At 70.4% G+C, this 26,957-nt stretch carries 22 protein-coding genes; 17 read left to right on the top strand and 5 right to left on the bottom strand.

Annotated features, from left to right (window positions below; genetic code table 11):
• The first annotated feature begins 181 nt into the window (after positions 1-181).
• The 4 genes from FHY03_RS17885 (at position 182) to FHY03_RS17870 (ending at position 6,158) form a co-directional block, all read left to right on the top strand.
• A complete protein-coding gene (locus FHY03_RS17885) occupies positions 182-1,174 on the top strand; it encodes a family 43 glycosylhydrolase (protein ID WP_183931879.1) in 993 nt (330 codons plus the stop codon).
• Between the two features lie 123 nt (positions 1,175-1,297).
• Positions 1,298-4,099 carry a TonB-dependent receptor gene (locus tag FHY03_RS17880; RefSeq protein WP_183931878.1) on the top strand — a complete coding sequence of 934 codons (2,802 nt, stop codon included), beginning with the start codon at positions 1,298-1,300 and terminating at the stop codon, positions 4,097-4,099.
• 190 nt (positions 4,100-4,289) lie between these two features.
• Positions 4,290-4,631 (top strand): SWIB/MDM2 domain-containing protein, encoded by a 342-nt coding sequence (locus tag FHY03_RS17875; RefSeq protein WP_183924416.1) that lies wholly within the window; start codon positions 4,290-4,292, stop codon positions 4,629-4,631.
• 117 nt (positions 4,632-4,748) lie between these two features.
• The gene (locus FHY03_RS17870) at positions 4,749-6,158 is read left to right on the top strand and encodes a M20/M25/M40 family metallo-hydrolase (protein ID WP_183924418.1); all 1,410 of its coding nucleotides are present in this window, start codon (positions 4,749-4,751) and stop codon (positions 6,156-6,158) included.
• Positions 6,159-6,463: 305 nt separating this feature from the next.
• Here FHY03_RS17870 and FHY03_RS17865 read toward each other — a convergent pair whose 3' ends face one another.
• Positions 6,464-7,039 (bottom strand): TetR family transcriptional regulator C-terminal domain-containing protein, encoded by a 576-nt coding sequence (locus FHY03_RS17865; protein WP_183924421.1) that lies wholly within the window; start codon positions 7,037-7,039, stop codon positions 6,464-6,466.
• A gap of 46 nt (positions 7,040-7,085) precedes the next feature.
• Between FHY03_RS17865 and FHY03_RS17860 the strand changes: the two genes are divergently transcribed.
• Both FHY03_RS17860 and FHY03_RS17855 read left to right on the top strand, forming a co-directional pair.
• A complete protein-coding gene (locus FHY03_RS17860; protein WP_183931877.1) occupies positions 7,086-8,261 on the top strand; it encodes an aromatic ring-hydroxylating dioxygenase subunit alpha in 1,176 nt (391 codons plus the stop codon).
• Between the two features lie 195 nt (positions 8,262-8,456).
• The gene (locus FHY03_RS17855) at positions 8,457-10,085 is read left to right on the top strand and encodes an NAD(P)/FAD-dependent oxidoreductase (RefSeq protein WP_183931876.1); all 1,629 of its coding nucleotides are present in this window, start codon (positions 8,457-8,459) and stop codon (positions 10,083-10,085) included.
• On the opposite strand, the gene FHY03_RS17850 is transcribed toward FHY03_RS17855, so the two are convergent.
• Positions 10,057-11,364 (bottom strand): amino acid permease, encoded by a 1,308-nt coding sequence (locus FHY03_RS17850; RefSeq protein WP_183924427.1) that lies wholly within the window; start codon positions 11,362-11,364, stop codon positions 10,057-10,059. The genes FHY03_RS17855 and FHY03_RS17850 overlap by 29 nt on opposite strands.
• Between FHY03_RS17850 and FHY03_RS17845 the strand changes: the two genes are divergently transcribed.
• Positions 11,363-12,961 carry a sulfotransferase gene (locus tag FHY03_RS17845; protein WP_183931875.1) on the top strand — a complete coding sequence of 533 codons (1,599 nt, stop codon included), beginning with the start codon at positions 11,363-11,365 and terminating at the stop codon, positions 12,959-12,961. The genes FHY03_RS17850 and FHY03_RS17845 overlap by 2 nt on opposite strands.
• A gap of 139 nt (positions 12,962-13,100) precedes the next feature.
• On the opposite strand, the gene FHY03_RS17840 is transcribed toward FHY03_RS17845, so the two are convergent.
• Positions 13,101-13,589, bottom strand: coding sequence for a GAF domain-containing protein (locus tag FHY03_RS17840; RefSeq protein WP_183924431.1), 489 nt, complete (start codon positions 13,587-13,589; stop codon positions 13,101-13,103).
• A gap of 105 nt (positions 13,590-13,694) precedes the next feature.
• On the opposite strand from FHY03_RS17840, the gene FHY03_RS17835 reads away from it, so the two are divergent.
• Complete coding sequence (locus tag FHY03_RS17835; protein ID WP_183931874.1) at positions 13,695-16,226, top strand: ATP-binding protein; 2,532 nt, start codon at positions 13,695-13,697, stop codon at positions 16,224-16,226.
• A gap of 41 nt (positions 16,227-16,267) precedes the next feature.
• Here the strand turns inward: FHY03_RS17835 and FHY03_RS17830 are convergent, their stop codons facing one another.
• Entirely contained in the window at positions 16,268-16,615 is a 348-nt protein-coding gene (locus tag FHY03_RS17830; RefSeq protein WP_183931873.1) for a hypothetical protein, read from the bottom strand.
• 347 nt (positions 16,616-16,962) lie between these two features.
• Between FHY03_RS17830 and FHY03_RS21175 the strand changes: the two genes are divergently transcribed.
• The 5 genes from FHY03_RS21175 to FHY03_RS17810 are packed head-to-tail and all read left to right on the top strand — an operon-like array spanning position 16,963 to position 19,078.
• Positions 16,963-17,358 (top strand): hypothetical protein, encoded by a 396-nt coding sequence (locus FHY03_RS21175; RefSeq protein WP_260159392.1) that lies wholly within the window; start codon positions 16,963-16,965, stop codon positions 17,356-17,358.
• A complete protein-coding gene (locus tag FHY03_RS20765) occupies positions 17,355-17,591 on the top strand; it encodes an isoprenylcysteine carboxylmethyltransferase family protein (RefSeq protein WP_311722231.1) in 237 nt (78 codons plus the stop codon). The genes FHY03_RS21175 and FHY03_RS20765 overlap by 4 nt, the downstream gene beginning before the upstream one ends.
• Entirely contained in the window at positions 17,588-17,947 is a 360-nt protein-coding gene (locus tag FHY03_RS17820) for a hypothetical protein (protein WP_183931872.1), read from the top strand. The genes FHY03_RS20765 and FHY03_RS17820 overlap by 4 nt, the downstream gene beginning before the upstream one ends.
• Positions 17,944-18,339 carry a hypothetical protein gene (locus tag FHY03_RS17815; RefSeq protein ID WP_183931871.1) on the top strand — a complete coding sequence of 132 codons (396 nt, stop codon included), beginning with the start codon at positions 17,944-17,946 and terminating at the stop codon, positions 18,337-18,339. The genes FHY03_RS17820 and FHY03_RS17815 overlap by 4 nt, the downstream gene beginning before the upstream one ends.
• Before the next feature lie 46 nt (positions 18,340-18,385).
• Positions 18,386-19,078 (top strand): HAD family hydrolase, encoded by a 693-nt coding sequence (locus FHY03_RS17810; RefSeq protein WP_183931870.1) that lies wholly within the window; start codon positions 18,386-18,388, stop codon positions 19,076-19,078.
• Positions 19,079-19,249: 171 nt separating this feature from the next.
• On the opposite strand, the gene FHY03_RS17805 is transcribed toward FHY03_RS17810, so the two are convergent.
• Positions 19,250-21,565 (bottom strand): TonB-dependent receptor, encoded by a 2,316-nt coding sequence (locus FHY03_RS17805; RefSeq protein WP_221190309.1) that lies wholly within the window; start codon positions 21,563-21,565, stop codon positions 19,250-19,252.
• Between the two features lie 292 nt (positions 21,566-21,857).
• Between FHY03_RS17805 and FHY03_RS17800 the strand changes: the two genes are divergently transcribed.
• The 4 genes from FHY03_RS17800 to FHY03_RS17785 all read left to right on the top strand — a co-directional run bounded on the left by FHY03_RS17800 (position 21,858) and on the right by FHY03_RS17785 (position 26,744).
• A complete protein-coding gene (locus FHY03_RS17800; RefSeq protein WP_183924445.1) occupies positions 21,858-22,250 on the top strand; it encodes a hypothetical protein in 393 nt (130 codons plus the stop codon).
• 20 nt (positions 22,251-22,270) lie between these two features.
• Positions 22,271-23,590 carry a cystathionine gamma-synthase family protein gene (locus FHY03_RS17795; RefSeq protein WP_183931868.1) on the top strand — a complete coding sequence of 440 codons (1,320 nt, stop codon included), beginning with the start codon at positions 22,271-22,273 and terminating at the stop codon, positions 23,588-23,590.
• A 25-nt stretch (positions 23,591-23,615) separates the two neighbouring features.
• On the top strand, positions 23,616-24,014 hold the full coding sequence (locus FHY03_RS17790; protein ID WP_183924449.1) for a LysR family transcriptional regulator: 399 nt from the start codon (positions 23,616-23,618) through the stop codon (positions 24,012-24,014).
• Between the two features lie 174 nt (positions 24,015-24,188).
• Positions 24,189-26,744: a TonB-dependent receptor gene (locus FHY03_RS17785; protein ID WP_183931867.1), complete on the top strand. Its 2,556-nt coding sequence runs from the start codon at positions 24,189-24,191 to the stop codon at positions 26,742-26,744.
• Positions 26,745-26,957 lie beyond the last annotated feature (213 nt).

Raw genomic sequence — 26,957 nt, 5'->3', positions numbered from 1 at the left:
CAATGGTACTATCGCTCAAGCGATGGAAGAGTAGGTCGCCGCCAGGCATTGAAGCCAGCGCGTTGCAACACAAACCATCACATGAACCCATTCACGACGTCTCCGCCTCAAGGCGGACCTGCGCTGGCGCGTGCGAGCGAACTCCTTGCAAAGCCGATGATAAAAGCGCCATGCACCTAGCATGCCCCGCGCGCTTCGCCTGCTCGCCATCGCCGCTACGCTGGTGGCCGCCGCGCCGCCCGGCGATGTGCCGCAGCGCGCGCTGCTCGACTCCGCACCGGATCCCTATGTCATCGCTCACGGCGGCTGGTACTATGTCATGGCCACACGCGGCGACCGTCTCGCGATCCGGCGCACGCGCGACCTCGCCCGCCTCGACGAGGCGATCGAGACGACCGTGTGGCAGCCGCCCGCGCGCGGCGCCAACGCGCGATCGATCTGGGCGCCGGAGCTCCACCGCCTCAAGGGTCGCTGGTATATCTACTACACCGCGGCCGATGCCGAATATGACGACGACGCTCATCGCGGCGTCTTCGTGCTGGAGAACCGTGCCACCGATCCGCTCGCTGGTCGCTGGGTCGATCGCGGCCGCGTCAACACGCGCCTGCCGGGGCTCGACGGCACCGTCTTCACCGCGCAAGGCCGATCCTGGTTCGTCTACTCGGCCTATGACGGGCCCGACAGCGTCCTCGCGATCGCGGCGATGCGCAATCCATGGACGCTCACCGGACCCGAGCGCGTCATCGCGCGCCCCGACCAGGCGTGGGAGCGGCAGGGCGGCCGCCAGATCCTTGAGGGACCCGCCTTCGTCCGCGGCCCGCGCGGCGACCTCTTCCTCAGCTACTCGGGCAGTGCCTGCTGGTCGGACGGCTATGCCGTCGGGTTGCTCCGCACGCGCGCCGACGCCAACCTGCTCGATCCCCGCAGCTGGACCAAGGCGGCACGCCCGATCCTGGCATCGAGCCCCGGCGCACGGGTGTTCGCGCCCGGTCACAACACCTTCTTCCAGCCTCGTCCCGGCGAGACCTGGATCGTCTACCACGCCAACGGCGCGGCGGGGCAGGGCTGCACCGCTCTGCGCGCCCCCCATGTCGCCCGCATACGCTGGAGCGCCGCGGGTGTGCCGGAGGTGCCCCTCACTGAACGCGCGCTGCCCGGACCGCCTCACGATTGAGGCGGTTCTTGCTTCAGGTCAGGAAGGTTGTCGCTACGCCGAACCTATTTATCTGATAAGTGGATGGCATAAGGGGCCGATGCATAGGAGCGTCGGCCCGACGACCATGTCAGGAGAGGTCCCATGCGCCACACGCTCGCGCTGTCCGTATCCCTGGTGGCGCTGACCGCCGCCGTCCCCGCGCTCGCGCAGCAGGGCAGCACGCCGCCCAACGCGCAGCCGACGACGCCCCCGACCGATGCCGACGCGCCCGCCGGTACCGATAGCGCGCCGCTCCCCGCGGCCGACGGGGCCGCGCCCGCCGCCGCCGCGGCCGACACCGCCACCACCGGGGACGAAATCGTGGTCACCGGCATCCGCGCCAGTCTCGCGCGCGCGGCCGAGATCAAGCGCTCGGCGCCGCAGGTGGTCGATTCGATCGTGGCGCAGGACATCGGCAAGTTCCCCGATCCCACCACCGCCGCCGCGCTCCAGCGCGTGCCCGGCGTGCAGGTGACGGTCGGCGGCAACAACGAGATCGTCAACCCGCTCGTGCGTGGCCTGCCCGACATCCTCACCACGCTCGACGGCCGCGAGATCTTCACCGCCGAGGGGCGCGGCTTCGCCTTCCAGGACCTGCCCGCCGAGGCGGTGGCGCGGGTCGACGTGTTCAAGTCGAACACCGCCAACCTGATCGAGGGCGGCGTCGCGGGCACGATCGACCTGCGGCTCAACAAGGCGTTCAACTATACCGAGCCCACCATCGCGCTGAGCGGCAAGCTCAACTACCCCTCCAACGCCGAGAAGCTCGGGCCGCAGGTGAGCTTCCTCGCCACCGATCGCTGGGACACCGCCATCGGTGAGATCGGCGCCCTGATCAACGTCTCCTGGTACGACATGCCCTATAACCGGCCGAGCAACTATGTCGCCGACCGCCGCTCGGGCAACGGCGGCCCCGCCGGCGCCGAGGGGCTGATCCTGCCGATCTCCACCGGCGGCCTCAACGAATATGGCCGCTATCAGCGCCCCCAGGCCAATGCCTCGCTGCAATGGCAGGCGAGCCCGGCGCTGGAGGTGTATGTCGACGGCCTCTACTCGGCCTATCGCAGCAAATTCACCACCGGCTTCTACGAATATCGGCTGAGCACCGCGCGCAGCGTGAGCGGCGTCGACCGCTCGGACAATTGCTTCACCGCGGCGATCGCGCCCAATCGCGGCAACCCCGATCCCACCATCGATCCGGCGACCATCACCCAGCAGAACCTCTGCTCGTTCAACGCGGCGACCTTCAATGACCTCGAGGCCTTCACCTCGACCCAGGCGCACGACAATCGCACCGACACCTGGCTCGCCGCGGGCGGCTTCCGCTTCGACCAGGGGCCGGCCAAGGCCAATCTCGACGTCAGCTACGAGCGCTCGATCACCAACAACGCCAATTTCATCGTCGACATCGGCAAGCGCGTGCCGAGCGTCACGTTGGGGCTGACCGACCCGAACCAGACCGCCGCGATCACCGCGCCCAACAATCCGATGGCGGACCCCGCCGGCTTCACCTTCATCAACGCGCTGTTCCAGGATTATTCGCGCGCGAGCGGCGGGCTGTTCGCGGCCAAGGCCGATGCGAGCTACGATGTCGACACGATCCTGAAGACGATCGAGGTGGGCGGCCGCTACGCCGATCGCACCGCCAATTTCCAGCAGGTCCAGCTCGGTGTGAACCCGCCGGGGGGCTCGTTCGCGACGCCGATCACCGCGACCGAGCTGCCGCTCGAGCGCGCGCCGGGCATCCCGCAGATCAACAACGGCGCGCCGTTCGTGCTGCCGTCGACCGACTATCTGCTGTCCGGGGCGGGGCAGCAGTCGCTGCGCGCCTTCTTCCGCGCCCCCGACGGGCAGCCGCCGTTCGATCCGACCCGCCGCTTCGACGTCGCGGAGAAGAGCTACGCCGCCTACGCCCAGGCGGGCTATGAGGTGCCGTTCGGCAGCGGACCGGTGGTGCTCGACGGCCGCCTCGGCGTCCGCCTCAGCAAGACCGACCGCGAGATCAGCGGCACCGGCCTGGTCAGCGGCACGCCGGTGACGACCACGTCCAAGACGAGCGACACCGACTGGCTGCCGAATGCGAGCGCTCGGCTCCAGCTCGGGGGCGGGCTCCAGCTCCGCGCCACCTACGCCAAGACGCTGGCGCGGCCGGGGTTCGGCTCGCTCAACCCGGGGCTGAACTATATCGTCTCGACCAACCCCAACATCCTCAACAGCGGCTCGGGCGGCAATCCGCAGCTGCGCCCGCAGAAGTCTGACAGCTACGACGCGACGATCGAATATTATTGGAAGGACGGCTATGTCGCGCTCGCGGGCTATTACCGCGACATCAGCGACCGCGTGATCACCGCCAGCACCGCCGAGCTGATCGACGGCATCACCTATAACATCTCGCGCCCGCGCAACGTCGGCACCGCCAAGCTGAAGGGGATCGAGGCCAGCGCGCAGACCTTCTTCTCCTTCCTGCCCGGCGACCTCGCGGGACTGGGTGCGTTCGGCAACTTCACGCTGGCGGACTCGGAGGTGGGCGGCGACGACCCGCTGTCCGGCTACCCGCTGCAGGGCGTCTCCAAGTATAATTTCAACGCCGGCCTGCTCTACGATCGCAGCGGCATCTCGGCGCGCGTGGTCTATACCTACCGCTCGAGCTATTTCGACGAGGACCGCTCGGGCACGCAGGACGTCCGCCCGGTCGGCTCGCCGGCGTGGCTCAACTATGTCCGCCCCAACGGCCGGCTCGACTTCAGCCTGGGCTATGACGTGACCAGGAACGTCACCGTCACGGTCGAGGGCAGCAACATCCTGCGCTCGCGCTACCGCAGCTATTTCAACGAAGATTACCTGTGGCGCGACACCCGCACCGACGACAGCCTCTACGCGGTGAGCGTGCGCACGCGCTTCTGAGCGACGGAGCGGCGGCGCCAAGCGTCGTCGCTCGGGCGGCATAGCGACCGATTATCGCGCTGAGCCGTTCGGCAGGCCGCGAAGACGCATCGTTTCACTTGCAGCGGCGTTCGCTCCGTGGGCAGAGTGGGACGGCAGAGCATCGGCCGATGCGCCGTGGGGACCATTTCTGCGGAAAGAGGAGAGTGTGATGGCACGATCAGCGGAGAAGCGCGGCAAGGACGAGACCGCCGCGGCCGAGAAGAAGGTCAAGTCGACCGGCAAGGCCGCCGGTGGCGCACGCGGCGGCATCACCGCCCCCGTCACCCCGTCGCCCGAGCTGGCCGAGATCGTCGGCAAGAACGACCTTCCGCGCAGCGAGGTCGTCAGCAAGGTCTGGGAATATATCAAGAAGAACAACCTTCAGGACGAGAAGGACAAGCGCCAGATCAACGCCGACGCCAAGCTGGAGAAGATCTTTGGCAAGAAGTCGGCCAGCATGTTCGAGATGAACAAGCACCTCAGCGCGCACCTGAGCGCCAAGAAGGCCTGACCTGGCGGGCGCCGGGCCGCGCGTCGCGGATGCGACGCGGCCCGGCGCAGCGATCCCGCTTGCGTCCGCGGGGCCGCACGATACGCTTTGTCCTCCAACGACAAAGGGGCATCGTGCATGGCGATCGGGCGCAATCTCTTCCTTCTCGGCGCGACGCTCGCGCTGATCCCGGCGCCCGGTCTGGCGCAGACCCCTTCATCGGACACCGCCGCGATCGGGTCCGACGCGCAGGCGCTCGATATCGCCAAGCGCGCGATCGCGTTCCGCAGCGTCGCGGGGCAGGGCAACCAGACGCCGCAACTCGCCGCCTATCTCAAGTCGGTGCTCGTCGCCGGCGGCTTCGCCGACTCGGACGTGACGATCACCCCGGTCGACGACACCGCCTATCTGGTCGCGCGCTGGCGCGGCAGCGACCCGTCGGCCAAGCCGCTGGTCGTCTCCGGCCATATCGACGTGGTCGAGGCCAAGCCCGCCGACTGGCAGCGTGATCCGTTCACCCCCGTGGTCGAGAACGGCTACCTCTACGGCCGCGGCGCCACCGACATGAAGCTGGACGCGGCGGTGGCGATGACCGCGCTGCTGCGGATGAAGCGCGCGGGCTTCAGGCCGCGGCGCGACATCGTGCTCGAGTTCTCGGGCGACGAGGAGACGCGGATGAAGACCAGCGCGCTCATCGCCGAGCAGCTCAAGGACGCCGAGCTGGTGATCAACATCGACGGCGGCGGCGGTCGCTTCGCCGAGGACGGCAAGCCGCAGTTCTTCACCTGGAACGGCGCCGAGAAGACCTACGCCGACTTCGAGCTGACCGTCACCAACCCGGGCGGGCACAGCTCCGCCCCGCGGCCGCAGAACGCGATCAACCAGCTCTCCGCCGCGCTGGTGCGGATCGGGCAGTATCGCTTCACGCCGCAGCTCTCCGACGTGACGCGCACCTTCTTCCGCGAGGCCGCCAAGCAGAAGACGGGCGAGCTCGCCGCCGCGATGCGCGCCTTCGCGGAGAACCCGAAGGACGAAAAGGCGATCGCGGTCCTCGCCGCCGACCCGGCCTATGTCGGGCAGATCGGCACGACGTGCGTGTCGACGATGGTGTCCGGCGGGCACGCGCTCAACGCGCTGCCGCAGCGCGCGACCGCCAACATCAACTGCCGCATCTTCCCCGGCGTGAAGCCCGCCGAGGTGATGGCCACGCTCCAGCAGGTTGCGGCCGAGCCGGCGCTGACGATCCGCGACGTGAGCGAGGGATCGGTGGCCAACGACGCCTCGCCGATGCGCCCCGACTTCGTCGCCGCGGTGACCAGGGCGGTGGGCAAGGCGTGGCCCGGCGTGCCGGTCTTCCCGAGCATGTCGGCGGGGGCGAGCGACAGCATGTGGTTCCGCTACCACCATGTGCCGAGCTACGGCGCGAGTCCGACCTTCATCAAGGAGTCGGACGATTTCAGCCACGGCCTCAACGAGCGCACCGAGGTGCGCAACATCGCGCCGGGGATCCGCTACTACGTGTCGCTGTTCGGCGATCTGGCGAAGTGAAGTCGAAGCTCGGCCGCATAGGGGGTTCGGGCGGAGCGGTTCAATGATCGTTCGTTCCCCGGCGCAGGCCGGGGTCCAGTTGGGGGCCGCCGATGAGTCTCACACCCGCTTTCGCGACTGGGCCCCGGCCTTCACCGGGGATCATGATGGGATCGGGTGTACCGCCGGCACCATCGGCGTGTTCGCGGGCGGCGGCGGAATGACGACAGTGCCGTGTTCCGGCGCACGCGGGAATCCAGGGCCGCGAACGTCACCGCTGAGCCATCCTGAGCTTCCGCGTTCGCGGGAGCACGAAGGTCGCTCCCTCACATCGCCTCCAGATACGTCGCTACGACCGCGCGCGCCTCGGCCGCGGTGAACGCCCCCGGCGACAGGCACAGCTCCAGCCACAGCCCGTCGACCAGCGCCGTGAGTCCCACCGCCGCCAATCGCCGCCGATCCGGCGCCACGCCCGTCTCGCCCAGCAACACCTCCAGCCGTGTGCGATAACCGGCGTAGTGCCGCGCGTGGCTCGCCTGCATCGTCGCGCCGCCCTGCGCGAGGCTCCAGAAGGCGATCCAGGTCGCGAGCAGCGCGGGGTCGGCGATCGGCGGCGCGAAGCTGGCGTCGAGATAGGCCGCCAGCCGCGCGCGCGGCGACCCGCCCGCCGCCGCCACCGCCGACTCCAGCGCCTCGCCGACGCGCGCGGCGACATGGTCGTAGGTCCCCTCGATCAGCCGCTCGACCCCGCCGAAATGGTGCGTCACCAGCCCGGGCGACACGCCCGCTTCCGCCGCGATCACGCGCACCGAGGCGCCCGCCGCGCCGCGCGCCGCCAGCACGCGGGCGGTCGCCGCGATCAGCTCGGCGCGGCGCGCCTCGGGAGCGGCGCGCTTGCTCACGCCGCGACGTTGTTATACGTTCGTGCAACAATCACGCGGGGCCTCCATGCATCGCTCGACCGATCTGCCTTACGCCGATCCCGACGCGGATTGGAGCCTGCCCGGCTGGCTCTACACCGACGCCGAATATTTCGAGCTGGAGTGCGCGCGCGTGATCCGCCCGTCGTGGCAGATCGTCTGCCATGAGAGCGACCTGGCCGGGCCGGGCGCGTGGCGGACGCTCTCTTATCTCGGCGAGCAGCTCGTCGCCGTCCGCGGTGCCGACGGCGTGATCCGCGGCTTTCACAACGTCTGCCGCCATCGCGCGATGCGGCTGGTGGAGGGGGCGAGCGGCTGCGCCCGGAAGCTCGTCTGCCCCTATCACGCCTGGGTGTACGAGCTCGACGGGCGCCTGTCGGGCGTGCCGATGAAGAGCGACTATCCCGCGCTGCGGCTCGAGGAGAACGGGCTCGCCAGCGTCGAGGTCGAGATCTGGCGCGGCTTCGTCTTCGTGCGGCTCGAGGACGACGGCGGGCCGAGCGTCGCGACGATGATGGCGCCTTATGACGCCGAAGTCGCCCCCTATCGCTTCGAGGACATGCGCCGCCTCTCCGACGTGCGCGAGCGCGAGCGGCGCGTGAACTGGAAGAACGTCGGCGACAACTACTCGGACAACCTCCACATTCCGGTGGCGCACGACGGGCTGACGCGATTGTTCGGCAAGAGCTACGCGATCGAGGCGGCGGACTGGGTCGATCGCATGTCGGGCGAGCTGGTGGACCGACCGTCGAGCGATCCGTGGGAGCGCTTCTACCAGACGCATCTGCCGCGCGTCGACCATCTGCCCGAGGCGAACCAGCGACGGTGGCTCTACTACAAGCTGTGGCCCAACATGGCGTTCGACATCTACGCCGACCAGATCGACTTCATGCAGTGGCTGCCGCTGACGCCGACCACCAGCCTGCTGCGCGAGATGAGCTTCGCGCTGCCCGACCAGCGGCGCGAGATGCGGCTGGTGCGCTACGCCAACTGGCGGATCAACCGCACCGTCAACGCCGAGGACACCTGGCTGATCGAGCGCGTGCAGGAGGGGATGGCGTCGTCGAGCTACACCGCCGGGCCGATCGGCGCGAGCGAGGTGTGCCTGCGCAGCTTCGCCGCCAAGATCCGCGAGCGCATCCCCGAGGCGCGCCAGCACCGCGCCCCGCCGCCGGGCTGGTCGCGGCGAGTGCGCCAGGCGTGAGGGGCTGGGGAGGGCGCGCGCCGTTCACCCCACCCGCTGCCGTCATCCTGAACCCGTTTCAGGATTCACCGTGCCGCGAGCGCCGACGCACCTGAATGTGCGGGACGGTGGACCCCGAAACGAGTTCGGGGTGACGCCAGTGGAGTGGGCAAGCGGCGGGGCGAACACGTCCGAGGACACGAACAAGGGGAAACCATGACGCAGCGGTACGACGCGATCATCATCGGCGGGGGGCATAACGGCCTGGTCTGCGCTTTCTATCTCGCGCGCGCGGGCCTCAAGGTGCGCGTGCTCGAACGCCGCCACGTCGTCGGCGGCGCGGCGGTGACCGAGGAGTTCCACCCCGGCTTCCGCAACTCCACCGCGAGCTACACCGTCAGCCTGCTGCGCCCCAAGGTGATCGCGGACATGAAGCTGCACGATCGCGGCTATCGCATCATCGAGCGCACGATCAGCAACTTCTTCCCCTTCGCGGACACCTATCTCACGCTCGGCGGGGGGACGCAGCGCACCCAGGCGCAGTTCGCGCGCTTCAGCCAGCGCGACGCCGACGCCTACCCCGCCTATGACGCCGCGCTGGAGCGCGTCGCGCAGGTGCTGCGCGACCTCGCGCTCGAGATCCCGCCCAACGCGGGCGGCGGGCTGCTCGAGCTGGTCAGCGCCGCGCGCCAGGCCTGGCCGCTCGCCAAGCTCGACATCGCCGCGCAGCGCGACCTGCTCGACGTCTTCACCAAGTCCGCGCGTGACTTCCTCGACAGCTGGTACGAGGACGATCACGTCAAGACCGCCTTCGCGTTCGACGCGGTGGTCGGCAATTACGCCGGCGTGTCGACCCCGGGCTCGGCCTATGTGCTGCTCCACCACGTCTTCGGCGAGGTGAACGGCAAGTACGGCGCCTGGGGCCACTCGGTCGGCGGCATGGGGGCGATCACCCAGGCGATGGCGGCGGCGTGCCTCGCCGAGGGCGTCGAGATCAGCGTGGACGCGCCGGTCGCGCGCGTGCTGGTCGACGGCGGTCGCGCCGCGGGCGTGGTGCTGGAGAGCGGGCAGGAGATCGTCGCCCCGATCGTCGCCGCCAACGTCGGGCCGGCGATGCTGTACCGCCAGATGGTCGCCGGCCACGAGCTGCCCGAGGATTTCCGCCGCCGCATCGCCGGGTTCAAGACCGGCTCGGGCACGTTCCGGATGAACGTGGCGCTGAGCGAGCTGCCCGACTTCACCGTGCTACCCGGGCGCGCGCGCGCCGAGCATCACACCGCCGGGATCATCATCGCGCCGGGCATGGACTATATGGACCGCGCCTATGACGACGCGCGCGTCCACGGCTGGTCGCGCCAGCCGATCGTCGAGATGAAGATCCCCAGCACGGTCGACGACAGCCTCGCCCCGCCGGGGCAGCACGTCGCCAGCCTGTTCTGCCAGCAGTTCGCGCCCGAGCTGCCCCCCGGTCCTGACGGGAAAGCGCGGAGCTGGGACGAGGTTCGCGAGGAGGTCGCCGACCACATCATCGACACCGTCACCGCGCACGCGCCCAACTTCAAGGCGAGCGTGATCGCTCGCCAGATCCACTCGCCGCTCGACCTGGAGCGCAAGTTCGGGCTGATCGGGGGCGACATCTTCCACGGCAGGATGAGCCTCGACCAGCTCTGGTCGGCGCGCCCGGTGCTCGGCCACGGCGACTATCGCGCGCCGATCCGCGGACTCTACATGTGCGGATCGGGGGCGCACCCCGGCGGCGGGGTGACCGGCGCGCCCGGCCACAATGCCGCGCACGCCATCCTCGCCGACCGCAGGCTCAGCGCGCGCTGGCGCCGCCGCGCCTGACCGCGAGATAGACCGGCACGCCGGCGAGCAGCAGCGCCAGCGCCCAGCCGTTCGCCTCCGCGCCGAGCCCGTAGGAGAGCCAGCCGACGAAGACCGCCGCGATCACGCCGACGACGCGCGCGACGGGATCGTCGCGCAGCAGCTTCACCGCGGCGAGCGCGCTGGCGAGATAGGCGAGCATGCCCGCCGCGAGCGACACCGAGGCGACGAAGGCGAACAGGTCGCCCATGCCCCGCGTGAAGTTGGCGAGCGTCACCGCGGTGACGAGCAGCCCGGCGACGACATGCGCGCGCGCCGGCGTGCCCTGCGCGGTCTCGCGCGCGAACCAGCGCGGGAACACGCCGCCCTGTGCCATCGCGCGCGGCACCTCGCCCTGGAGCAGCACGAAGCCGTTGAGCGTGCCGAGCGCGCTGATCGCGGCGAACAGCGCGACCACCTGCGCGACCCCGCCGCCAAAGCCGAGGCCAAGGAAGGCCGCGATCGGGGCGGGCGAGGCGGCGACGGTGGCGCGCGGCATCAGCGCGGTGATGGCGCTCGACACGATCAGGTAGATCACGCCCACGGCGGCGGTGCCGATCAGCGTCGCGCGCGGCACGATCCGCCGCGCGTCGGCGACGCGGTCGGCCGGCACCGTCGCCGACTCGACGCCGAGAAAGCCCCAGAAGGTCAGCGCTGCCGCACCAGCGGTGCCCGTCACCGTCAGCGGCACTGCAACCTCCTGCGACACCGCCACGCCGCGCGTCAGCAGCAGCCAGGCGGCGAGCAGCACCACAGCGGCGAGCGGCACCAGCTTGATCACCATCGTCGCCATCTGCAGCCTCACCGCCAGATCGACGCCGCGGATGTTGACCAGCACCGCCAGCCACACCAGCACCACCGCGGCGATCGCGGCGTGCGGCGCCAGTGCGGGGAAGGCGAGGCTGAGCGCGCTCACCACGGCGACCGCCACCGCCCCATTGCCCGCCCAGACCAGCGTCCAATAGCTCCACGCGGTGGCGAAGCCGATCACCGGGCCGAAGGCGGCATCGGCGTACGCGTAGGGCCCGCCCGCGCGCGGGATGGCGGCGGCGAGCCGCGCGAACACGAACGACAGCGTCATCGCTCCTGCGATCGTCACCACCCAGCCGAGCGTGGCATTGGCGCCCAGCGGTGCCAGCGTGGCGGGCAGCAGGTAGATGCCCGAGCCGATCAGATTGCCCATCACTAGCGCCAGCAGGCCCCAGAAGGTGAGCGCGCGGCTTGATCGCGCGGCCTCGGCGTGATTGTCTCGGTCTTCCATGTCCCTCGTGTCTGTCCGCGAACCCCGGCGTCTGCCGCCCCTGCTAGTCGACGCGGCGCTGGCGCTCCACGACAATCGCCTGGAGATCGCCGAGCCGCTGCTCCGAGGCTATCTTAAGAGGGACCCGTTCGACGCGCGCGCGATCCGCATGCTCGCCGAGCTGGCGGGGCGGCTGGGGCGAAACCGCGACGCCGAGACGCTGCTGCGCCGCGCGCTCGAGCTGGCGCCCGGCTTCACCGCGGCGCGCGCCAATCTCGCGATCGTGCTCTATCGCCAGAACCGGCCGACCGAGGCGCTGGCCGAGCTCGACACGCTGCTCGCGGTCGAGCCCGAGCATCTCGGCCACGCCAATCTGAAGGCCGCGGCGCTGGGGCGGCTCGGCGGCTTCGACGAGGCGATCGCGCTCTACGAGCGCGTGCTCGCCGCCGCGCCGGCGCAGCCCAAGGTGTGGATGAGCTTCGGCCACATGCTCAAGACGGTCGGGCGGCAGGCCGAGGGGGTTGCGGCCTATCGCCGCGCGATCGCGCTGCGCCCGGTGCTGGGCGAAGCATGGTGGAGCCTCGCCAATCTCAAGACGGTGCGCTTCGACGACGCCGACGTCGCGGCGATGGAGCGCGCGCTGGCCGAGGCGGGCGAGGACGAGGATCGCTTCCACCTCGACTTCGCGCTCGGCAAGGCGTGGGAGGAGCGCGGCGACGCCGATCGCGCCTTCGCCCACTATGCCGCGGGCAACGCGCTGCGGCGGCGCGGGATCGTCTACGACGCCGACGCGACGCAGGCGTTCGTCGACGCGAGTATCACGCTAGCCACCACCGAGTTCTTCGCCGCGCGGGCCGGCTGGGGCTGCCCGGCGCGCGACCCGATCTTCGTGCTCGGCATGCCCCGCGCTGGCTCGACGCTGGTCGAGCAGATCCTCGCCTCGCACAGCCAGGTCGAAGGGACGACCGAGCTGCCCGACCTGCCCGCGATCGCGCGGCGGATCGGCGATTATCCGCAAGGCCTCGCCTCGCTCACCGCCGAGCGCGCGCGCGAGCTGGGTGAGGACTATCTGCGCCGCGCCGCGGTGCAGCGGCGGACCGATCGGCCGTTCTTCGTCGACAAGCTGCCCAACAACTGGGCGCACGTGCCGCTCATCCGCCTGATCCTGCCCAACGCCACGATCATCGACGCGCGCCGCGAGCCGCGCGCCTGCTGCTTCTCGAACTACAAGCAGCATTTCGCGCGCGGGCAGGGGTTCAGCTACGGTCTCTCCGACATGGGGCGCTATTATCGCGACTATGTGCGGCTGATGGCGCGCGTCGACGCGGTCCAGCCCGGGGCGGTGCATCGCGTGATCCACGAGGCGCTGGTCGACTCGCCCGAGCCGATGATCCGCGCGTTGCTGGCGGCGTGCGGGCTCGACTTTGAGGACGCCTGCCTCAGCTTCCACGCGACCGAGCGCGCGGTGCGCACCGCCTCGTCCGAGCAGGTTCGCCAGCCGCTCTTCCGCGGCGGCGACCGCGCCTGGCGCCCCTTCGCCGCGCATCTCGGCCCCTTCGAGGCGGCGCTGGGGGAGGTGATCGCCGCCTATCCAGAGGTGCCGGCAGAGGTGGCATGAGCGGCGCCTGCCTTCCCGCTGAGCGGTGCTCCTGCGCACGCAGGAACCCAGAGCTACGATCGACAGGCCCCGACCCTGGGTTCCTGCGTGCGCAGGAACGCGAGCAGCGATGACCCGAGACCTTCTCGCGCCGACGCCGCTACGCGCCCAGCCGCATCGCGGCGCCGCGGGCGAGCCGCTGCAACGCGCGGCATAGCGGCTCGGGCGGCGCGGCGCGCGGGCGCTGGTCCACGGCGCACAACATGCCGAGCGCTGCCCCGTCCGCGCCAACCAGCGCGGCCCCGACATAGAAACGGACTGCCTCGGGCCCCTGCGCGATCGGCATGCGCGCGAACCGCGCGTCGGCCTGGAGGTCCGGGACGCACAGCACGCGGTCCGGCTCGGCCAAGCCATGAGCGCAGACGCACTCGTCACGCTCGAGCCCGTGCAACCGCGAGTTGAAGCGGCCGGCGACCCACAGCCGCTCGTCGACGATCGTGACGAGAGCGGCCGGCGTGCCGATCAGCCCGGCCGCCGCTGCGGCGATCTCATCGAGCTCGTCGGCCAGGCGCTCCCAGTCGGCGCGTGGAACACGCGCCATCGACTGGTAAGGCGGGGGCGAGGCACGCAGGCTGGACCAGAGACGCATGGTGACTCGCCGGTGGAGGGTGTCTGGCTCCTAGCGGGCCGGCGTGAACAAGCCGTTCCGCTGTCGCTATCGGGAAGTTAACCATAGGCCGCTACCCGATCGGCGATGCGCCGCTCGCCTGTTCTCGCCTCGCTGATGGGCTCCGGGCCCTCGCTCGTCGCCGGCTTCACTCTGCTGCTGAGCTGCGGCTGCAGCGCCGCGCTGCTCGCGGTGCAGAGCCGCTCCGCCTTCGGCTGGGTGCAGCATACGTTCGAGGTCGGGGCCGCGCTCGATACGGTGCAGATCGAGGCGATGCGCGCCGAGATCAACCGGCGCGGCTATGTCATGACCGGCGACGCGGCGCAGCGTGCCACCTACGCTCGCTCGGTCGCGCACGCGCGGCCCGCGCTGGCGCGGCTCGAGCGGATGGTGGCGGACAATCCCGCGCAGCGCGCCAACGTCGCGGCGCTGCGCGGTCGGTTGAACGGCCGCTTCGACGAGATGGCCTTGGCGGTGCGCTGGCGTGACCAGGGCCGTACCGCCGCCGCGGTCGCGCTCACCGGCTCCGCGGCGGGCAAGCGCGAGACCGCGATCGTGGTAGCGGCGCTGGCGCGCGTTCGCGACGCCGAACAGCGCCTGCTCGTGGCGCGCAAGGCGCGCACCGCGCGGCTGGAGCGACTCGGAATTGCGACCGGGCTCGCCAGCGCCACGCTGCTGCTCGTGCTCGCCGCCTTCGTGCTGCGGGAGCGACGCCGCCAGTTCGCCGACCTGGAACGCACGCACGCGCGGCTCGAGCGCGACATGCGGCTGCGCGCGCGTGCCGAGGCCGAGCTGGCGCTCCTCGCCGACAACGCCACCGACGCGGTGCTCCGACTCGGGCGCGACGGCCTGTGCCTCTACGCCTCGCCGTCGGCGCAGGAGACGTTCGGCGTGGCGCCCGCGGCGCTGATCGGCGAGCCGCTCCACCATTTCGTTCACCGCGACGATCGCGGCGCGGTGGCCGCCAGCTTCGCCCGGTTGATCGCGGGCGAGGCGCTGCGCGACGTGGTGACCTGCCGTCAGGCCCCGCGCGAGGTAGGCGCGGGGGGCGAGAAAGGGGAGACGCCACGCTGGCTCGAGGCGAGCGTGCGCGCGATCGTCGACACGCCCGGCCGACCGCCGCGCGGCGTGATCGCGGCGGTGCGCGACATCACCGCGCGCAAGCGACTCGAGCTGGCACTGGAGGCCGCGCGCGCCAGCGCCGAGGTGGCGACCCAGGCCAAGTCGAGTTTCCTCGCCAACATGAGCCACGAGATCCGCACGCCGATGAACGGCGTGCTCGGCTTCACCGATCTGCTGCTCGCCGCCGCGCCGACCGAGGAGCAGCGGCGCTACCTCGAGCTGATGGCCGATTCCGGCCGCGCCATGATGCGACTGCTCAACGACATCCTCGATCTCGCCAAGGTCGAGGCCGGCGAGATGCGGCTGAACGAGGAGCCGCTCGACCTGCGCCACGTGCTGCGGCGCTGCGTCGGGCTGATGACCGCCGTGGCCGAGCAGAAGGGGCTGGCGCTGCGGCTCGAGGTCGCGCCCGCGCTGCCGCCGCGGCTGCTCGGCGACCCACTGCGCTATCGCCAGATCGTGCTCAACCTACTCGGCAACGCGATCAAGTTCACCGCCGCGGGCGAGGTGGTCGTGCGCGCCGACGTGGGCGGCGGGCGCCTGCGCGTCAGCGTAGCCGACAGCGGGATCGGGATCGCGCCCGAGCGGCTCGGCGCGATCTTCGAGGAGTTCGCTCAGGCGGACCGCACGACCGAGCGACACTATGGCGGGACCGGCCTGGGACTGGCGGTGAGCGCGAAGATGGCGGCGCTGATGAACGGTACGCTCAGCGTCGCGAGTGCGCCGGGCGAGGGCGCGACCTTCACGCTCGACGTGCCGCTGCGCGCGGTCGCGCCAGCGGCAGAACCTGCGCCCTTGGGCGAGGCTCCGGCGCCGGCGGGGGTGATCGGCGGCGTGCGCGTGCTGATCGCGGAGGATCACGACATCAACCAGGAGCTGGTGCTCGCCGTGGCGCGCCAGATCGGTCTGGATGCCACGCTGGTGAGCGACGGCGACGAGGTGCTGCCCGCCATCGCGGCGGCGAACGCGGCGGGGCGCCCCTATGCGCTGGTGCTGATGGACATGCAGATGCCGCGCATGGACGGGCTCGAGGCGACGCGCCGGCTGCGCGCCGCCGGGCATGACGCCGCGACGCTGCCGGTGGTGGCGCTGACCGCCAACGCCTTCGTCGATGACGTCGCGGCCTGTCGCGCCGCGGGGATGCAGGCGCATGTCGCCAAGCCGTTGCGCGCCGCCGAGCTGGCCGAGACGGTCGCGCGTTTCGTCCCGGCGCGGGCGGCGCCCGCGCCATCGTCGCCGGCGATCAGCCCGGCGCTACGGGCGCGCTTCGCGACGCGGACCGAGGCTACCCTCGCCGCGCTGGAGTCGCTGGCAGCCGGAGGCGGCGGTCGGGACGAGGCGCTCGACGGGCTCCACAAGCTCGCCGGCACCGCGCGGCTGTTCGGTCACGAGCGACTCGGCGAACTCGCCGCTCTGCTGGAGGATCGACTGTCGCGCGCAGCACTCGCGAACGACGAGCTGCGGGCGGCGGTGGGCGAGCTGCGTGCGGCGGCGTGAGGCGCAGTAACGGAGGCGGGGTCTCCGCTCAGTAACGAACGTTAGCGCTCGCCGTCCGCCTTGCCGGTGAGCGGGAGACCGTCGCCGCCGCTGCGGTCTTCCTCGAAGTCCTCGCCGGGGTTGCCGCCGCCCGCGCCCGACCCGCTGCCGTGCACTTCGCCGGTCGCCGGGTCGAAGGACGCGCGGCGCCCGTTCTCGGGCGGCAGCGCTGGGTCGGCCGTATCGACGCGCGACTCGCTCGGCGCGACGGACCCGGCCGGCATCTGCTCGCCGAGCCTGCGCTCGTCCTCGCGGCTATAGCCCTGACCGAACGTGCCCTCGTCCTTGTCGAACGCTGGCTGGCGATGGTGCTGGGGGTCGGCGGCGGGGCGGTTGCGATCGTCGGTCATGGGGGCACAACGCTTCGGCGATGTCGCGCGATCCGTGTCGTTTGCTCGACATGCAGGTGGGAGCGACGGCCATTTCCGCTGGCGTGAAATCTTCCTGGTCTCGAACCAGCGTGATGCTCCGGCGAAAGCGGGAGCCCAGCCAGACGAGGGTAACACTGCAGCGCCAGGCCGTGGCGCTTGCCGCAGCACGGATGCGTCGCGCGCTTCGCACCCTCGCTTCATGTGCCTCAGTATGCTAGAGACTCGCAATAGCGTTAAGCAGCGGAGTAATGACGGACGATCACGTCGCAACGATGCCGGGCCCATGCGAGCGAGCGCCGCTGCTGGCGGGCGTAGCTGGCCACTCGTTGCTGCTGGTCACCTTGGTGCTGGTCGTGGCCGCACTGACGCGATGGCGCCTGATCGACTGGCCGGGACTGTTCTGGCTCGCGAGCTTCGCCGCGATGACGGCGATCCGCCTGCCGTATCATGCTCGCAATCGTGGCAACGCCGTCATGGCGGGGCAGCGCGGAACCGCTGAACGGATCGTGATGGTCGGCATGTTCGCAACGATGATGGTGCTGCCGCTCGTCCATCTTGCCACCGGCGTCTTCGCTGGCGCCGATTATACGCTCCCCGAGTGGATGAGCGCGGCCGGGCGATCGCGCTCGCTCCGACGCCTTTGCTGTTCTACCGCAGCCACGCCGATCTCGGCCGCAACTGGAGCGCCTCGCTCGAGCTGCAACGTGATCTTACGCTCGTGACCGGGGGCGTCTACGCGCGCTGGCGCCATCCCATGTACATCGCGATATGGCTGAGCGCGCTGACCCAGCCGCTGCTGGTGCATAATCTGGTCGCTGGCGCGCTGGTGATCCCTGCGATGGCGGCGCTGTGGTTGCTGCGTGTGCCGCAGGAGCAGGCGATGATGCGACACCGCTTCGGCGCCGACTATGACGCCTATCGCGAGCGAGTCGGGCGGTGGGGAGCGCGCTCATGAGCGGCGCGGCCCCGCTCCCCGCCGCGCTGCTCGCGCGCGCGGCGCGCTGCTGGCGTCGTGCGCGCGATCAGCGCGCGCCGGTGCAGCAACGGCTCTACGCGCTGCTCGCCCCGCTCGGCTATGAGATGATGGCGCCGGTGATCGACAGCGTGATGACGATCGGCGAGGCGTGCCTCGGGCGGCAGCTGTGTCGCGGCTGCCCGTTCGGCCCCGACGGCGACGAGGCGCTCCTATGCGCGCTGCTCGCCGACCCGGCGCGGCTCGATCGACTGCCGTCCTGTCGCGCTTGCCCCGAACGGCGCGAGCTGTTCGCTGGCGCGCTGACCTCGGCACGCGTGATGGCGGCGCTGGCATGAGCAGGGCCTTCTTCACCGCGATCGCGCCCGGCCTCCATCGCTCGACCGGTCGCGCCCTGACCACCGCCGCCGACGGCGAGTACTGGACGCACGACTATGACGCGCTGCTCGCCGCGGGCACGCCGCTGGCGCTGCTGCTCGACGGCGCGCAGCGGCCCTCGGCGGAGGCGGGTCGGCCGCTCGCCCTGTGGCTCAAGGCGCGACGCGACGTCTTGGCGACGCTCGTCCGCGGCGCGGTCTTCGTCGTGCCCGACCCCGCCGAGCGCGGGGCGTGGCAGGCGCGGCTCGACGCCGCGGGCGGCCGCAGCCCGTGGCCTTATCGCACCGCCGTCGCGGCGGACTGGGCCGCGGCCGAGCGCCTCGCGCGCGACTGGCTCGCCGCGCCCGGCTGACACGCGCCCCGCGCTCGCCTAAGCGCGGGCGCGGAGACCTGCTGCCATGACCATCGACCTCGTGTGCCTCGATGCCGACGACACCTTGTGGCACAATATGCGCTTCTTCGACGCGGCCGAGCAGGCCTTCGCCGAGCTGGTCGCGCCCTTCGCCGCGGCGCCCGCGGCGCGCGCGCGCATGGAGGCGATCGAGGTGCGCAATCTCAAGCGCTACGGCTATGGCGCGAAGAGTTTCACGCTCTCGATGATCGAGACCGCGCTGGAGCTCGCCGGCGACGACTTGCCCGCGGCGAGCGTGCGGCGGCTGCTCGAGATCGGGCGGACCCTGCTCGACCATCCGGTGGAGCTGCTCGACGACGTCGCCGCCACGCTGGAGCGGCTCGCCGCGAGCGCGCGGCTGGTGCTGGTGACGAAGGGCGACCTGCTCCACCAGGAGGTCAAGCTCGCCGCCTCGGGCCTGGGGCAGCTGTTCACCGGCGTGGAGATCGTCAGCGACAAGCGCGCTGACACGTTCGTTCGGGTTTTTCACCGTTACGGCTGCGCGCCCGAGCGAGCGGTGATGGCGGGCGACTCGATGCGCTCGGACGTGCTGCCCGCGCTGGAGGCGGGGGCGTGGGGCGCCTACATCCCGCAGCCGCTGGCGTGGAGCCACGAGGTCGCCGCGGCGCCGGCGGCGCACCCGCGCTTCCGCCAGCTGGCGCGGCTGGGCGAGCTGCCCGACTGGATCGCGACGTTGTGAGGAGGGCGAAGGCCCGCTGCCCTGATATCGCCGTTCCCCGGCGAAGGCCGGGGCCCCGTCGGGGGAGGTAGCGGGTCGACCACGACGGTCTGCCCAGCTGGACCCCGGCCTTCGCCGGGGAACGGCTTTGGGAGAGGGGGCGGGATCATCGCCTCCCCTCCCGCCGTCACCTCAGTTGAAGCGGCCCGCGAGCGAGATGCCCACCACGCGCGGCTCGTTGAACACCGCGGCGTTGTAGTTCTCGATCACGCCCTTGAGATTCTTCTCGTCGGTGATGTTGCGCGCGAAGGCGGCGATCTCATACTTGCCGTCGGCGGTGGTGTAGCCGACCTTGAGCCCCAGCTCGAGATTGCCGTCGGCGTAGAACTCGCGCGTCTTGTACAGCACCAGGTTGGTGTAGCCCTGCACGTTGAGGTCGCTCGAGACGAAGAGGTTGCCCTCGTTCGTCAGCGGGATGTCGTAGCGGACCGCGGCGTCGAGCTGCCAGCGCGGCGCGTTGGGCAGCGGGTTGCCGTCGATCTGCGCCAGCACCGCGGGCTGGCCGAAGATCGTACGCGTGATCGTCGGGTCCTGCACCGTGCAGGTCACCACGCCGCCGAAGGCGCAGACCTGGGCATAGACCTGCTTGTCCTTGATCTCGGTGTGGATCGCGCTGCCGCCCAGCGAGAAGGTGATGTTGCGGATCGGCCGCCACTCCAGCTCGGCCTCGACGCCATAGGCATCGGCATGGTCGGCGTTGAACAGCACGCCGTTGCCGTCGGCGTCGTTGCCGTTGAGCTGGATGTCCTTGACGCGATAGGTGAAGGCCGTCGCGTTAAGGCGCAGGTTGCTGGTCGGCCGCGACTTCACGCCCGCCTCATAGGACATGATCGTCTCGGAGTCGGCGGTGGTGAAGGGCGTGTTGAAGACGGCCGAGCGGCCCTGGATCGTCGGGCCGCGGAAGCCGCGCGCGACGCGGGCGTAGACGCTGGTGGCGTCGTCCAGCTCGTACAGCGCCGAGACGTCCCAGCTCGGCTCCTTGCCGGAGAGCTTCACGCTGCGCGGCGCGCTCGCGGGGAAGGTCTCGGTGGTGCCGGCGGCGTTGCGGCCCGAGCGGACCAGCTCGGTGCGCTTGTCGTCCTCGGTGTAGCGCGCGCCCGCGGTCAGCGTCAGCCGGTCCGCGAGACGATAGCTCGCCTGGCCGAACACCGCCCAGCTGGTGTTCACGTTGTGCAGCCGCACCCAGTTGTTGGGATTGTAGCCGGTCGTGCCCGGGCGCAGGAAGAAACCGCGCTGGTAGAAGTCGGTGACGTCGCGGCTGTCGAAGTAGAAGCCGCCGAACTGCCATTTGAACGCGCCGTCGCCGTTGCTGGCGAGCCGCAGCTCCTGCGTCCACTGGTCGAGGTCGCGGACACGCCCCTCGCTCTGGCCGAAGCCGACGCCGCCGAAGTTGACCGCGGCGCCGCCGTCGGTGTCGCCGCGGCTGTAGCCCGAGGTGGTCTCATAGCCGGTGATCGAGGTCAGCGTCGCCGCGCCGAAGTCCCACGCGGCGTTCACTGACCCACCATAGGTCTTGTAGGCCTGCGGGTTGCCGTCGGCCTCGTCGAGCGCGACCTGGTCGCGCGGCTCGCGGTTGATGTTGTTCTGCCCGCGCAGCAGCGCGCCGCGGTGGAAGATCGTCGAGGTGCCCTCGTAGGAGCGGACATGGCCCGAGACGTTGACCGACAGGTCCTCGGTCGGCGTGAACAGCAGCTGGAGCCGCGCGTCGCGCTCGTCGAAGCCGCCGAGCTGGTCGCGCCCGCCGCGCGTGCCGTCCGCCCCGGTGCCGGTGAAGGTGTTGTCGACCCAATTGTCGCGGTGCTGGTACAGGCCGGAGAGTCGGATCGCGATCTTGTCCTGCACGATCGGGCCGCCGACGCCGCCGTCGAAGGTGACGGTGTTGTAGCTGCCGTAGGACGCGTTGAAGCGGCTGCTCCATGTCTGGCCCGGGCGGATCGTGTCGAACTTGATGATGCCGGCGGTGGTGTTGCGCCCGAACAGCGAGCCCTGCGGGCCGCGCAGCACCTCGACGTTGGCGACGTCATAGACCGGGTTGGACTTCAGCACGACGTGCTCGAGCACGATGTTGTCCTGGATGATCGACACCGGCTGCGACGCGCCGAGATAGAAATCGATGTTGCCCAGACCGCGGATGTAGAAGCGCGGGAAGATGCGCCCCGTGGTGGTCTCGGCGTAGAGGCCGGGGACGCGACCGGCGAGCGCCAGTGCGTCCTCGCCGCCGGCCTGGAAGGTACGCAGCGAGTCGCCGTCGACCACCGCGACCGAGACGGGCACGCGCTGGATGTTCTCGCTGCGGCGCTCGGCGGTGACGACCACCTCGCCCAGCCCGTCGTCGGCTCCGCTGGCGGCGGGCGCGGCGGCGGGCACGTCCTGCGCCAGCGCGGGCTGGGCCAGCGCGGCGAGGCCGATGGCGGCGGTGGCGAGCAGGATCGACTTGGGTGAGCGCATGATGTCCTCTTGTCTGTTCGCGGCAAGAGGCATGGGGCGACGCCGCGGTGCGGTCAGCGCACCGGTTCACCGTCGCACGAGGCCCCCTGGCGGCCCCTCGATCCATGCGGCTCCCCCCGCGGGGCACGCGCTAGAACGCGATTGTGTCGGGAACGTGAAATGTTGCGGTCTATTTCTCGGCGACGTCACGGGGCGCGGACGGTCCGCGTCGTATGACGTACCGCTGTTCCCGACTCGCCGCCTCGTGCGTTACACGTCCCGCGGGGGCTTCTGAGACGAACGAGGTAAGGTCATGCGTTTCCTCCCCACCTTCGCCACGGCGGCGCTGCTGAGCGCGGGCGCGATCGCCGCCGCCCCGCGCGACCGCGCGCCCGACGCCGATTATCAGAAGCTGATCGCGGGGAAGACCGCGGGCAAGCCGCAGGAGTGTATCGACACCCGATTCACCCGACCCGACCTCTCCGCCTACGGTACCAAGCTGGTCTACCGCGTGAGCAACAAGCTGGTCTATGTCAGCGAGACCGGCGGCGGGTGCGAGCGGGTGCGCCGCGGCGACACCCTGGTCACGCGCCAATATCAGACCCGGCTGTGCCGCGGCGACATCGCGCAGACGGTCGATCTGCCCGCGCGCATTCCCACGGGCAGTTGCGCGCTCGGCGCTTTCGTGCCCTATCGGGCGCCGTAAGTATCAGGAGAAACGATCGCATGGCCGACGAACCCACTGAGCAGGAGCTGACCGGGGTCGAGACCCGCGTCTCGCCCAAGCCCGAGGTCGACGCGATCGGCGGGCGCAAGCTCAAGCCCGCGACGCTGATGATGGGCCACGGCTACGACCCGACGCTGTCGGAAGGCGCGCTGAAGCCGCCGGTGTTTCTCACCTCCACCTTCGTCTTCCCCAACGCGGCGGCGGGCAAGCGCCATTTCGAGGGTGTCACCGGCAAGCGGCCCGGCGGCGCGGCGGGGCTGGTCTACTCGCGCTTCAACGGCCCCAACCAGGAGATCCTGGAGGACCGGCTCGGCATCTGGGAGGGCGCCGAGGACGCGCTGACCTTCTCCAGCGGCATGGCCGCGATCGCCACCTTGTTCTTGTCGCTGGTGCGTCCGGGTGACACGATCGTCCACTCGGGCCCGCTCTACGCCGCGACCGAGACGCTGATCGCGCGCGTGCTCGGCCGCTTCGGCGTCCACTGGCTCGACTTCCCCGCGGGCGCGACGCGCGAGGAGATCGACATGGTCCTGTCCAAGGCCGCCTCGGGCCGGGTCGCGCTGATCTACCTGGAGAGCCCGGCCAATCCGACCAACGCCTTGGTCGACGTCGAGGCGGTCGCCGCCAGCCGCGACGCGATCTGGGGCAGCGCCGCGGAGAAGCCGCCGATCGCGATCGACAACACCTTCCTCGGCCCGCTTTGGTCGCAGCCGCTCCAGCACGGCGCCGACGTGGTGGTGTACAGCCTCACCAAATATGCCGGCGGCCACTCCGACTTGGTCGCGGGCGGGGTGCTCGGGTCCAAGGCGGTGATCGACACGATCCGCGCGATGCGCAACACGATCGGGACGATCTGCGACCCCAATACCGCCTGGATGCTGCTGCGCAGCCTCGAGACGCTCGAGTTGCGAATGAGCCGCGCCGGCGAGAATGCCGCCAAGGTGTGCGCCTTTCTGCGCGATCACCCCAAAGTGGAGCATGTCGGCTATCTCGGCTTCCTCGCCGAGGCGGAGGGGCGGCAGGCCGACATCTACCGGCGCCATTGCACCGGCGGCGGCTCGACCTTCTCGCTGTACCTCAAGGGCGGCGAGGCCGAGGCGTTCCGCTTCCTCGACTCGCTCAAGATCGCCAAGCTGGCGGTCAGCCTCGGCGGCACCGAGACGCTGGCGAGCCATCCCGCGGCGATGACCCACCTGTCGGTGCCCGACGCGCGCAAGCAGGCGCTGGGGATCACCGACAATCTGGTGCGGATCTCGATCGGCGTGGAGGATGCCGACGACCTGATCGCCGACATGGAGCAGGCGCTGGCGGCGATCTGAGCCGCTGGCGCTCCCTCTCGCGCGCGTGCGGCACGGTCCGCTCAAGCTGAAGGCGCAGCTGCTGTGCGGTGACTCGATCGCGTTCGGGCCGGGCAAGGCCGACCTGCTCGACGCGATCGACGCGCACGGATCGATCTCCGCGGCGGGGCGCGCGCTGGGGATGAGCTACCGCCGCACCTGGCTGCTGGTCGACGAGATGAACCGCTGCTGGCAGGACCGTTTGGTCGCGACCGGGCGCGGTGGCGGCGGCGGCGCGCGGCTGACCGACGCCGGGCGCAAGGTGCTCGCGGCCTATCGCGCGCTGGAGGCCGCGATCGACGCCGCGGTGGAGTCCACCGCCGCGTTCGAGCGGCTGGGGCAGGGGCTGCGCGACGCGCCGCTGCCGCCGGGGACAGAGCCCGCGGCGCGGCGCGGTGCGGCGTGATCCGGGCGGTGTCGAAGATCGCCCCAAGTAGAGGGGCGATCGTGCCAGATGAAGTAAGATGAAAATAAGATGAGATGAAGAAGTCGCGCTGCGTCACCGAACCGTAACGGTAGCGCCGCGCAACCCTCCTATCGGCCCCGCACAGGCCAACGTGCCGTAGAGGGGTTGAAGTTCATGTCGTATCTATCGCGTCGCCGCCTGCATCTGCTCGCGGGCATCGCCGCGCTCGCCGTCCCGGGTCACGCGCTCGCCGCACCCGGCGGGGCCGCGCCCACCGCCGCCGCCGACCCGAGCGCCGCGCCCGACGCCGCCGCGCCAGACGCGGCGCAGCCCGGCGGACTCGACGAGGTGGTGGTCACCGCGACGCGGCGCGAGACCAACCTTCAATCGACGCCGGTCGCGATCAACGTGCTCAGCACCCAGGCGCTGCAGGACCGCCACGTGCAGAGCCTGTACGACCTCGCCGACGGCGCGGTGCCCAGCCTGCGCGTCGCCACCTTCGAGGCGCGCCAGTCGGCGCTGACGGTCGGCATCCGTGGCATCGTCCCGCTCGATGCCAACCAGCCCGCGCGAGAGCAGGGCGTCGGCATCTATATCGACGGAGTCTACCTCGGCCGCCAGCACGGCCTCAACGCCGCGCTGTTCGACGTCGAGCGGGTCGAGGTGCTCAAGGGTCCGCAGGGCACGTTGTTCGGGCGCAATACCGAGGGCGGCGCGCTCAACGTCGTCACGCGCGCGCCCTCGGGCGAGTTCGAGGGACGCATGCGCGCGGGCATCGGCAATTACGGCGCCTACAACGGCGAGCTGCACCTCGACTTGCCCGAATATCACAACGTCAGCGTCAAGGTCGACGGCGTCGTCCAATACCAGGGGCCGACCACCAAGAACCCGCTCGCGGGGCAGGCGGGCTTCAACTATTACGATCGCCGCGGCGGCCGCATCGCGGCGCGGTGGAAGCCGTTCGAGGGGCTGACCGACGACTTCTCCTACGACTACGGGCTCGACAAGAACTCGCCCTTCTACAGCCAGCTGCTCAACTACAATCCGAACGGCTGTGCCGCCGGTCCGGTCAGCAATGCCCCCAATTGCGTGCTGCCTGGCACCAGCTACAGCTCGCTCACCGGCACGGTGAAGCCGCTGCTGCCGGGCGTGGTGGTCAACGGCACGAGCCGGATGAAGACGGCCGACCTCGGCGTGCCGCAGCAGCCCAGCGTCGACCAGACGCATGGCTTTACCAACCTGCTCAAGTACAAGGCCTCGCCCGAGGTGGAACTGCGCTCGATCACGGCGTGGCGCGGCGTCAACGCGACCCAGTGGGACAATTCGGGTGGCGCGCACCGCGTGCCCGTGGTGAACCTGACCGCCGCCTGCACCGCCGCGGCGCCGTGCGGTTTCAGCCGCTACAGCCTCGCCGACCTGCATCAGAACCAGTTCAGCCAGGAGTTCCAGGCGGTCGGCACGCTCAACCGGTTCGACTATGTCGCGGGCCTCTATTACTTCAACGAGCACGTCACCGACGACGCGGCGACGCCCAATTCGAACGGCGCGGTCGCGGTGCTCAACGCCGCCGGCCAAGTGACCGGGGCCAATTACGTCACCCTCGATCCCTGCCGCGGCTCGAGCGGCTTCGGCTCGCAGCCGGGCTGCCGCTCGATCGACCGCGCCTCGGAGGTCTGGTCGAAGAGCTACGCCGGCTACGGCCAGATCACCTGGAACCCGCTCGACATGCTCCACCTCACCGCGGGCGGTCGCTACACGCACGACACCAAGCGCGGCGAGCTGCACTATTCGCGCAACGTGAACTATGACGTGAACACCGCGGCGGCGACTGCGGCGGGCTATCAGCCGCTCGATCGGACGTGGGATCGCTTCAACCCCGCGCTTACCGTCGCCGTCGACGTCACCCAGGACGTCCATGCCTACGCCAAATATGCCACGGGCTACCGCGCCGGCGGCGCCAGCTCGCGCACCGCCAACTACCAGTCGTTCGGTCCGGAGGACATCAAGTCCTATGAGATCGGGCTCAAGTCCGACTTCTGGGACCATCGCGCCCGATTGAACCTCGCCGGCTATTTCATGGACCGTAAGGACAGCCAGGTCGACATCAGCTCGATCCAGCCGTTCAACGGCAGCAACTTCAACAATCTGGTGACGATCAATGCGCCGGGCACGACCAAGATCAGGGGCATCGAGGCGGATCTGACGCTCAACCCGGTGGAAGGGCTGACGCTCAACGGATCGTACGCCTACACCTATACCAAGATCCCGCCGGTGCTGATCAACTATACGGCGGGCGGGGTGACGAGCAGCGTCGAGCAGAACTTCTACATCGTCTTCACGCCGCGCAACGCCGCGAGCGGCGCGATCGACTATCGCGTGCCGGTGGGCGAGGGCAGCACCACCTTCCGCGTCCACTTCGACGGCAATTACGCCCAGTCGACACAGGCCTTCGACCAGTTCGCCACGCGTGCCGACGCCTCGCTGATCTTCAACGGGCGGATCGCGCTCGCGGATATCGCGCTGGGTGAGGGCAAGCAGAAGCTCGAGGTCGCGCTGTGGGGCCGCAACCTGTTCGACGAGCAGTACGTGTATCGACGCGACCCGTCGAACAGCCTGCCGGCGGCACCGACCAGCAGCGTGAGCGCGGGCAACATCAACAACGTGCTGGGCGACTACGGCAATTTCAACGCGCCGCGGACGTTCGGGCTGGAAGCGCTGCTGCACTTCTGAGCCGGGGGGCAGGGCGGCTCGCCTAGGCGGCGCGCTAGCCCCGGCTCCCCCTACGCACTGCCGTCATCCTGAACTCGTTTCAGGATCCACCCCTCCGCGCACCCCCTGCGCGTGTGCGGCACCGTGGATCCTGAGACGAGCTCAGGATGACGCTGGTCGAGGGGGCAGCACGATCGATCGCGACACCAGCGTGCCGCTGATCCACCTGAGCCA

Source organism: Sphingomonas sp. BK345, from assembly GCF_014193845.1.
Taxonomy (GTDB): Bacteria; Pseudomonadota; Alphaproteobacteria; order Sphingomonadales; family Sphingomonadaceae; genus Sphingomonas.
Note: the sequence above shows the minus strand (reverse complement) of the source record. Positions and strands in the feature narration are given on the sequence as shown.

Bases quoted from the DNA above. Each gene is read 5' to 3' on its own strand.
- FHY03_RS17785 (WP_183931867.1), top strand. From the start codon at position 24,189: ATGTCGTATCTATCGCGTCGCCGCCTGCATCTGCTCGCGGGCATCGCC.
- FHY03_RS17840 (WP_183924431.1), bottom strand. From the start codon at position 13,589: ATGCGTCTCTGGTCCAGCCTGCGTGCCTCGCCCCCGCCTTACCAGTCG.
- FHY03_RS17880 (WP_183931878.1), top strand. From the start codon at position 1,298: ATGCGCCACACGCTCGCGCTGTCCGTATCCCTGGTGGCGCTGACCGCC.
- FHY03_RS17805 (WP_221190309.1), bottom strand. From the start codon at position 21,565: ATGCGCTCACCCAAGTCGATCCTGCTCGCCACCGCCGCCATCGGCCTC.
- FHY03_RS17815 (WP_183931871.1), top strand. From the start codon at position 17,944: ATGAGCAGGGCCTTCTTCACCGCGATCGCGCCCGGCCTCCATCGCTCG.
- FHY03_RS17885 (WP_183931879.1), top strand. From the start codon at position 182: ATGCCCCGCGCGCTTCGCCTGCTCGCCATCGCCGCTACGCTGGTGGCC.
- FHY03_RS17855 (WP_183931876.1), top strand. From the start codon at position 8,457: ATGACGCAGCGGTACGACGCGATCATCATCGGCGGGGGGCATAACGGC.
- FHY03_RS17875 (WP_183924416.1), top strand. From the start codon at position 4,290: ATGGCACGATCAGCGGAGAAGCGCGGCAAGGACGAGACCGCCGCGGCC.
- FHY03_RS17845 (WP_183931875.1), top strand. From the start codon at position 11,363: ATGTCCCTCGTGTCTGTCCGCGAACCCCGGCGTCTGCCGCCCCTGCTA.
- FHY03_RS17870 (WP_183924418.1), top strand. From the start codon at position 4,749: ATGGCGATCGGGCGCAATCTCTTCCTTCTCGGCGCGACGCTCGCGCTG.
- FHY03_RS17835 (WP_183931874.1), top strand. From the start codon at position 13,695: ATGCGCCGCTCGCCTGTTCTCGCCTCGCTGATGGGCTCCGGGCCCTCG.
- FHY03_RS17830 (WP_183931873.1), bottom strand. From the start codon at position 16,615: ATGACCGACGATCGCAACCGCCCCGCCGCCGACCCCCAGCACCATCGC.
- FHY03_RS17850 (WP_183924427.1), bottom strand. From the start codon at position 11,364: ATGGAAGACCGAGACAATCACGCCGAGGCCGCGCGATCAAGCCGCGCG.
- FHY03_RS17810 (WP_183931870.1), top strand. From the start codon at position 18,386: ATGACCATCGACCTCGTGTGCCTCGATGCCGACGACACCTTGTGGCAC.
- FHY03_RS17820 (WP_183931872.1), top strand. From the start codon at position 17,588: ATGAGCGGCGCGGCCCCGCTCCCCGCCGCGCTGCTCGCGCGCGCGGCG.
- FHY03_RS17795 (WP_183931868.1), top strand. From the start codon at position 22,271: ATGGCCGACGAACCCACTGAGCAGGAGCTGACCGGGGTCGAGACCCGC.
- FHY03_RS17800 (WP_183924445.1), top strand. From the start codon at position 21,858: ATGCGTTTCCTCCCCACCTTCGCCACGGCGGCGCTGCTGAGCGCGGGC.
- FHY03_RS17860 (WP_183931877.1), top strand. From the start codon at position 7,086: ATGCATCGCTCGACCGATCTGCCTTACGCCGATCCCGACGCGGATTGG.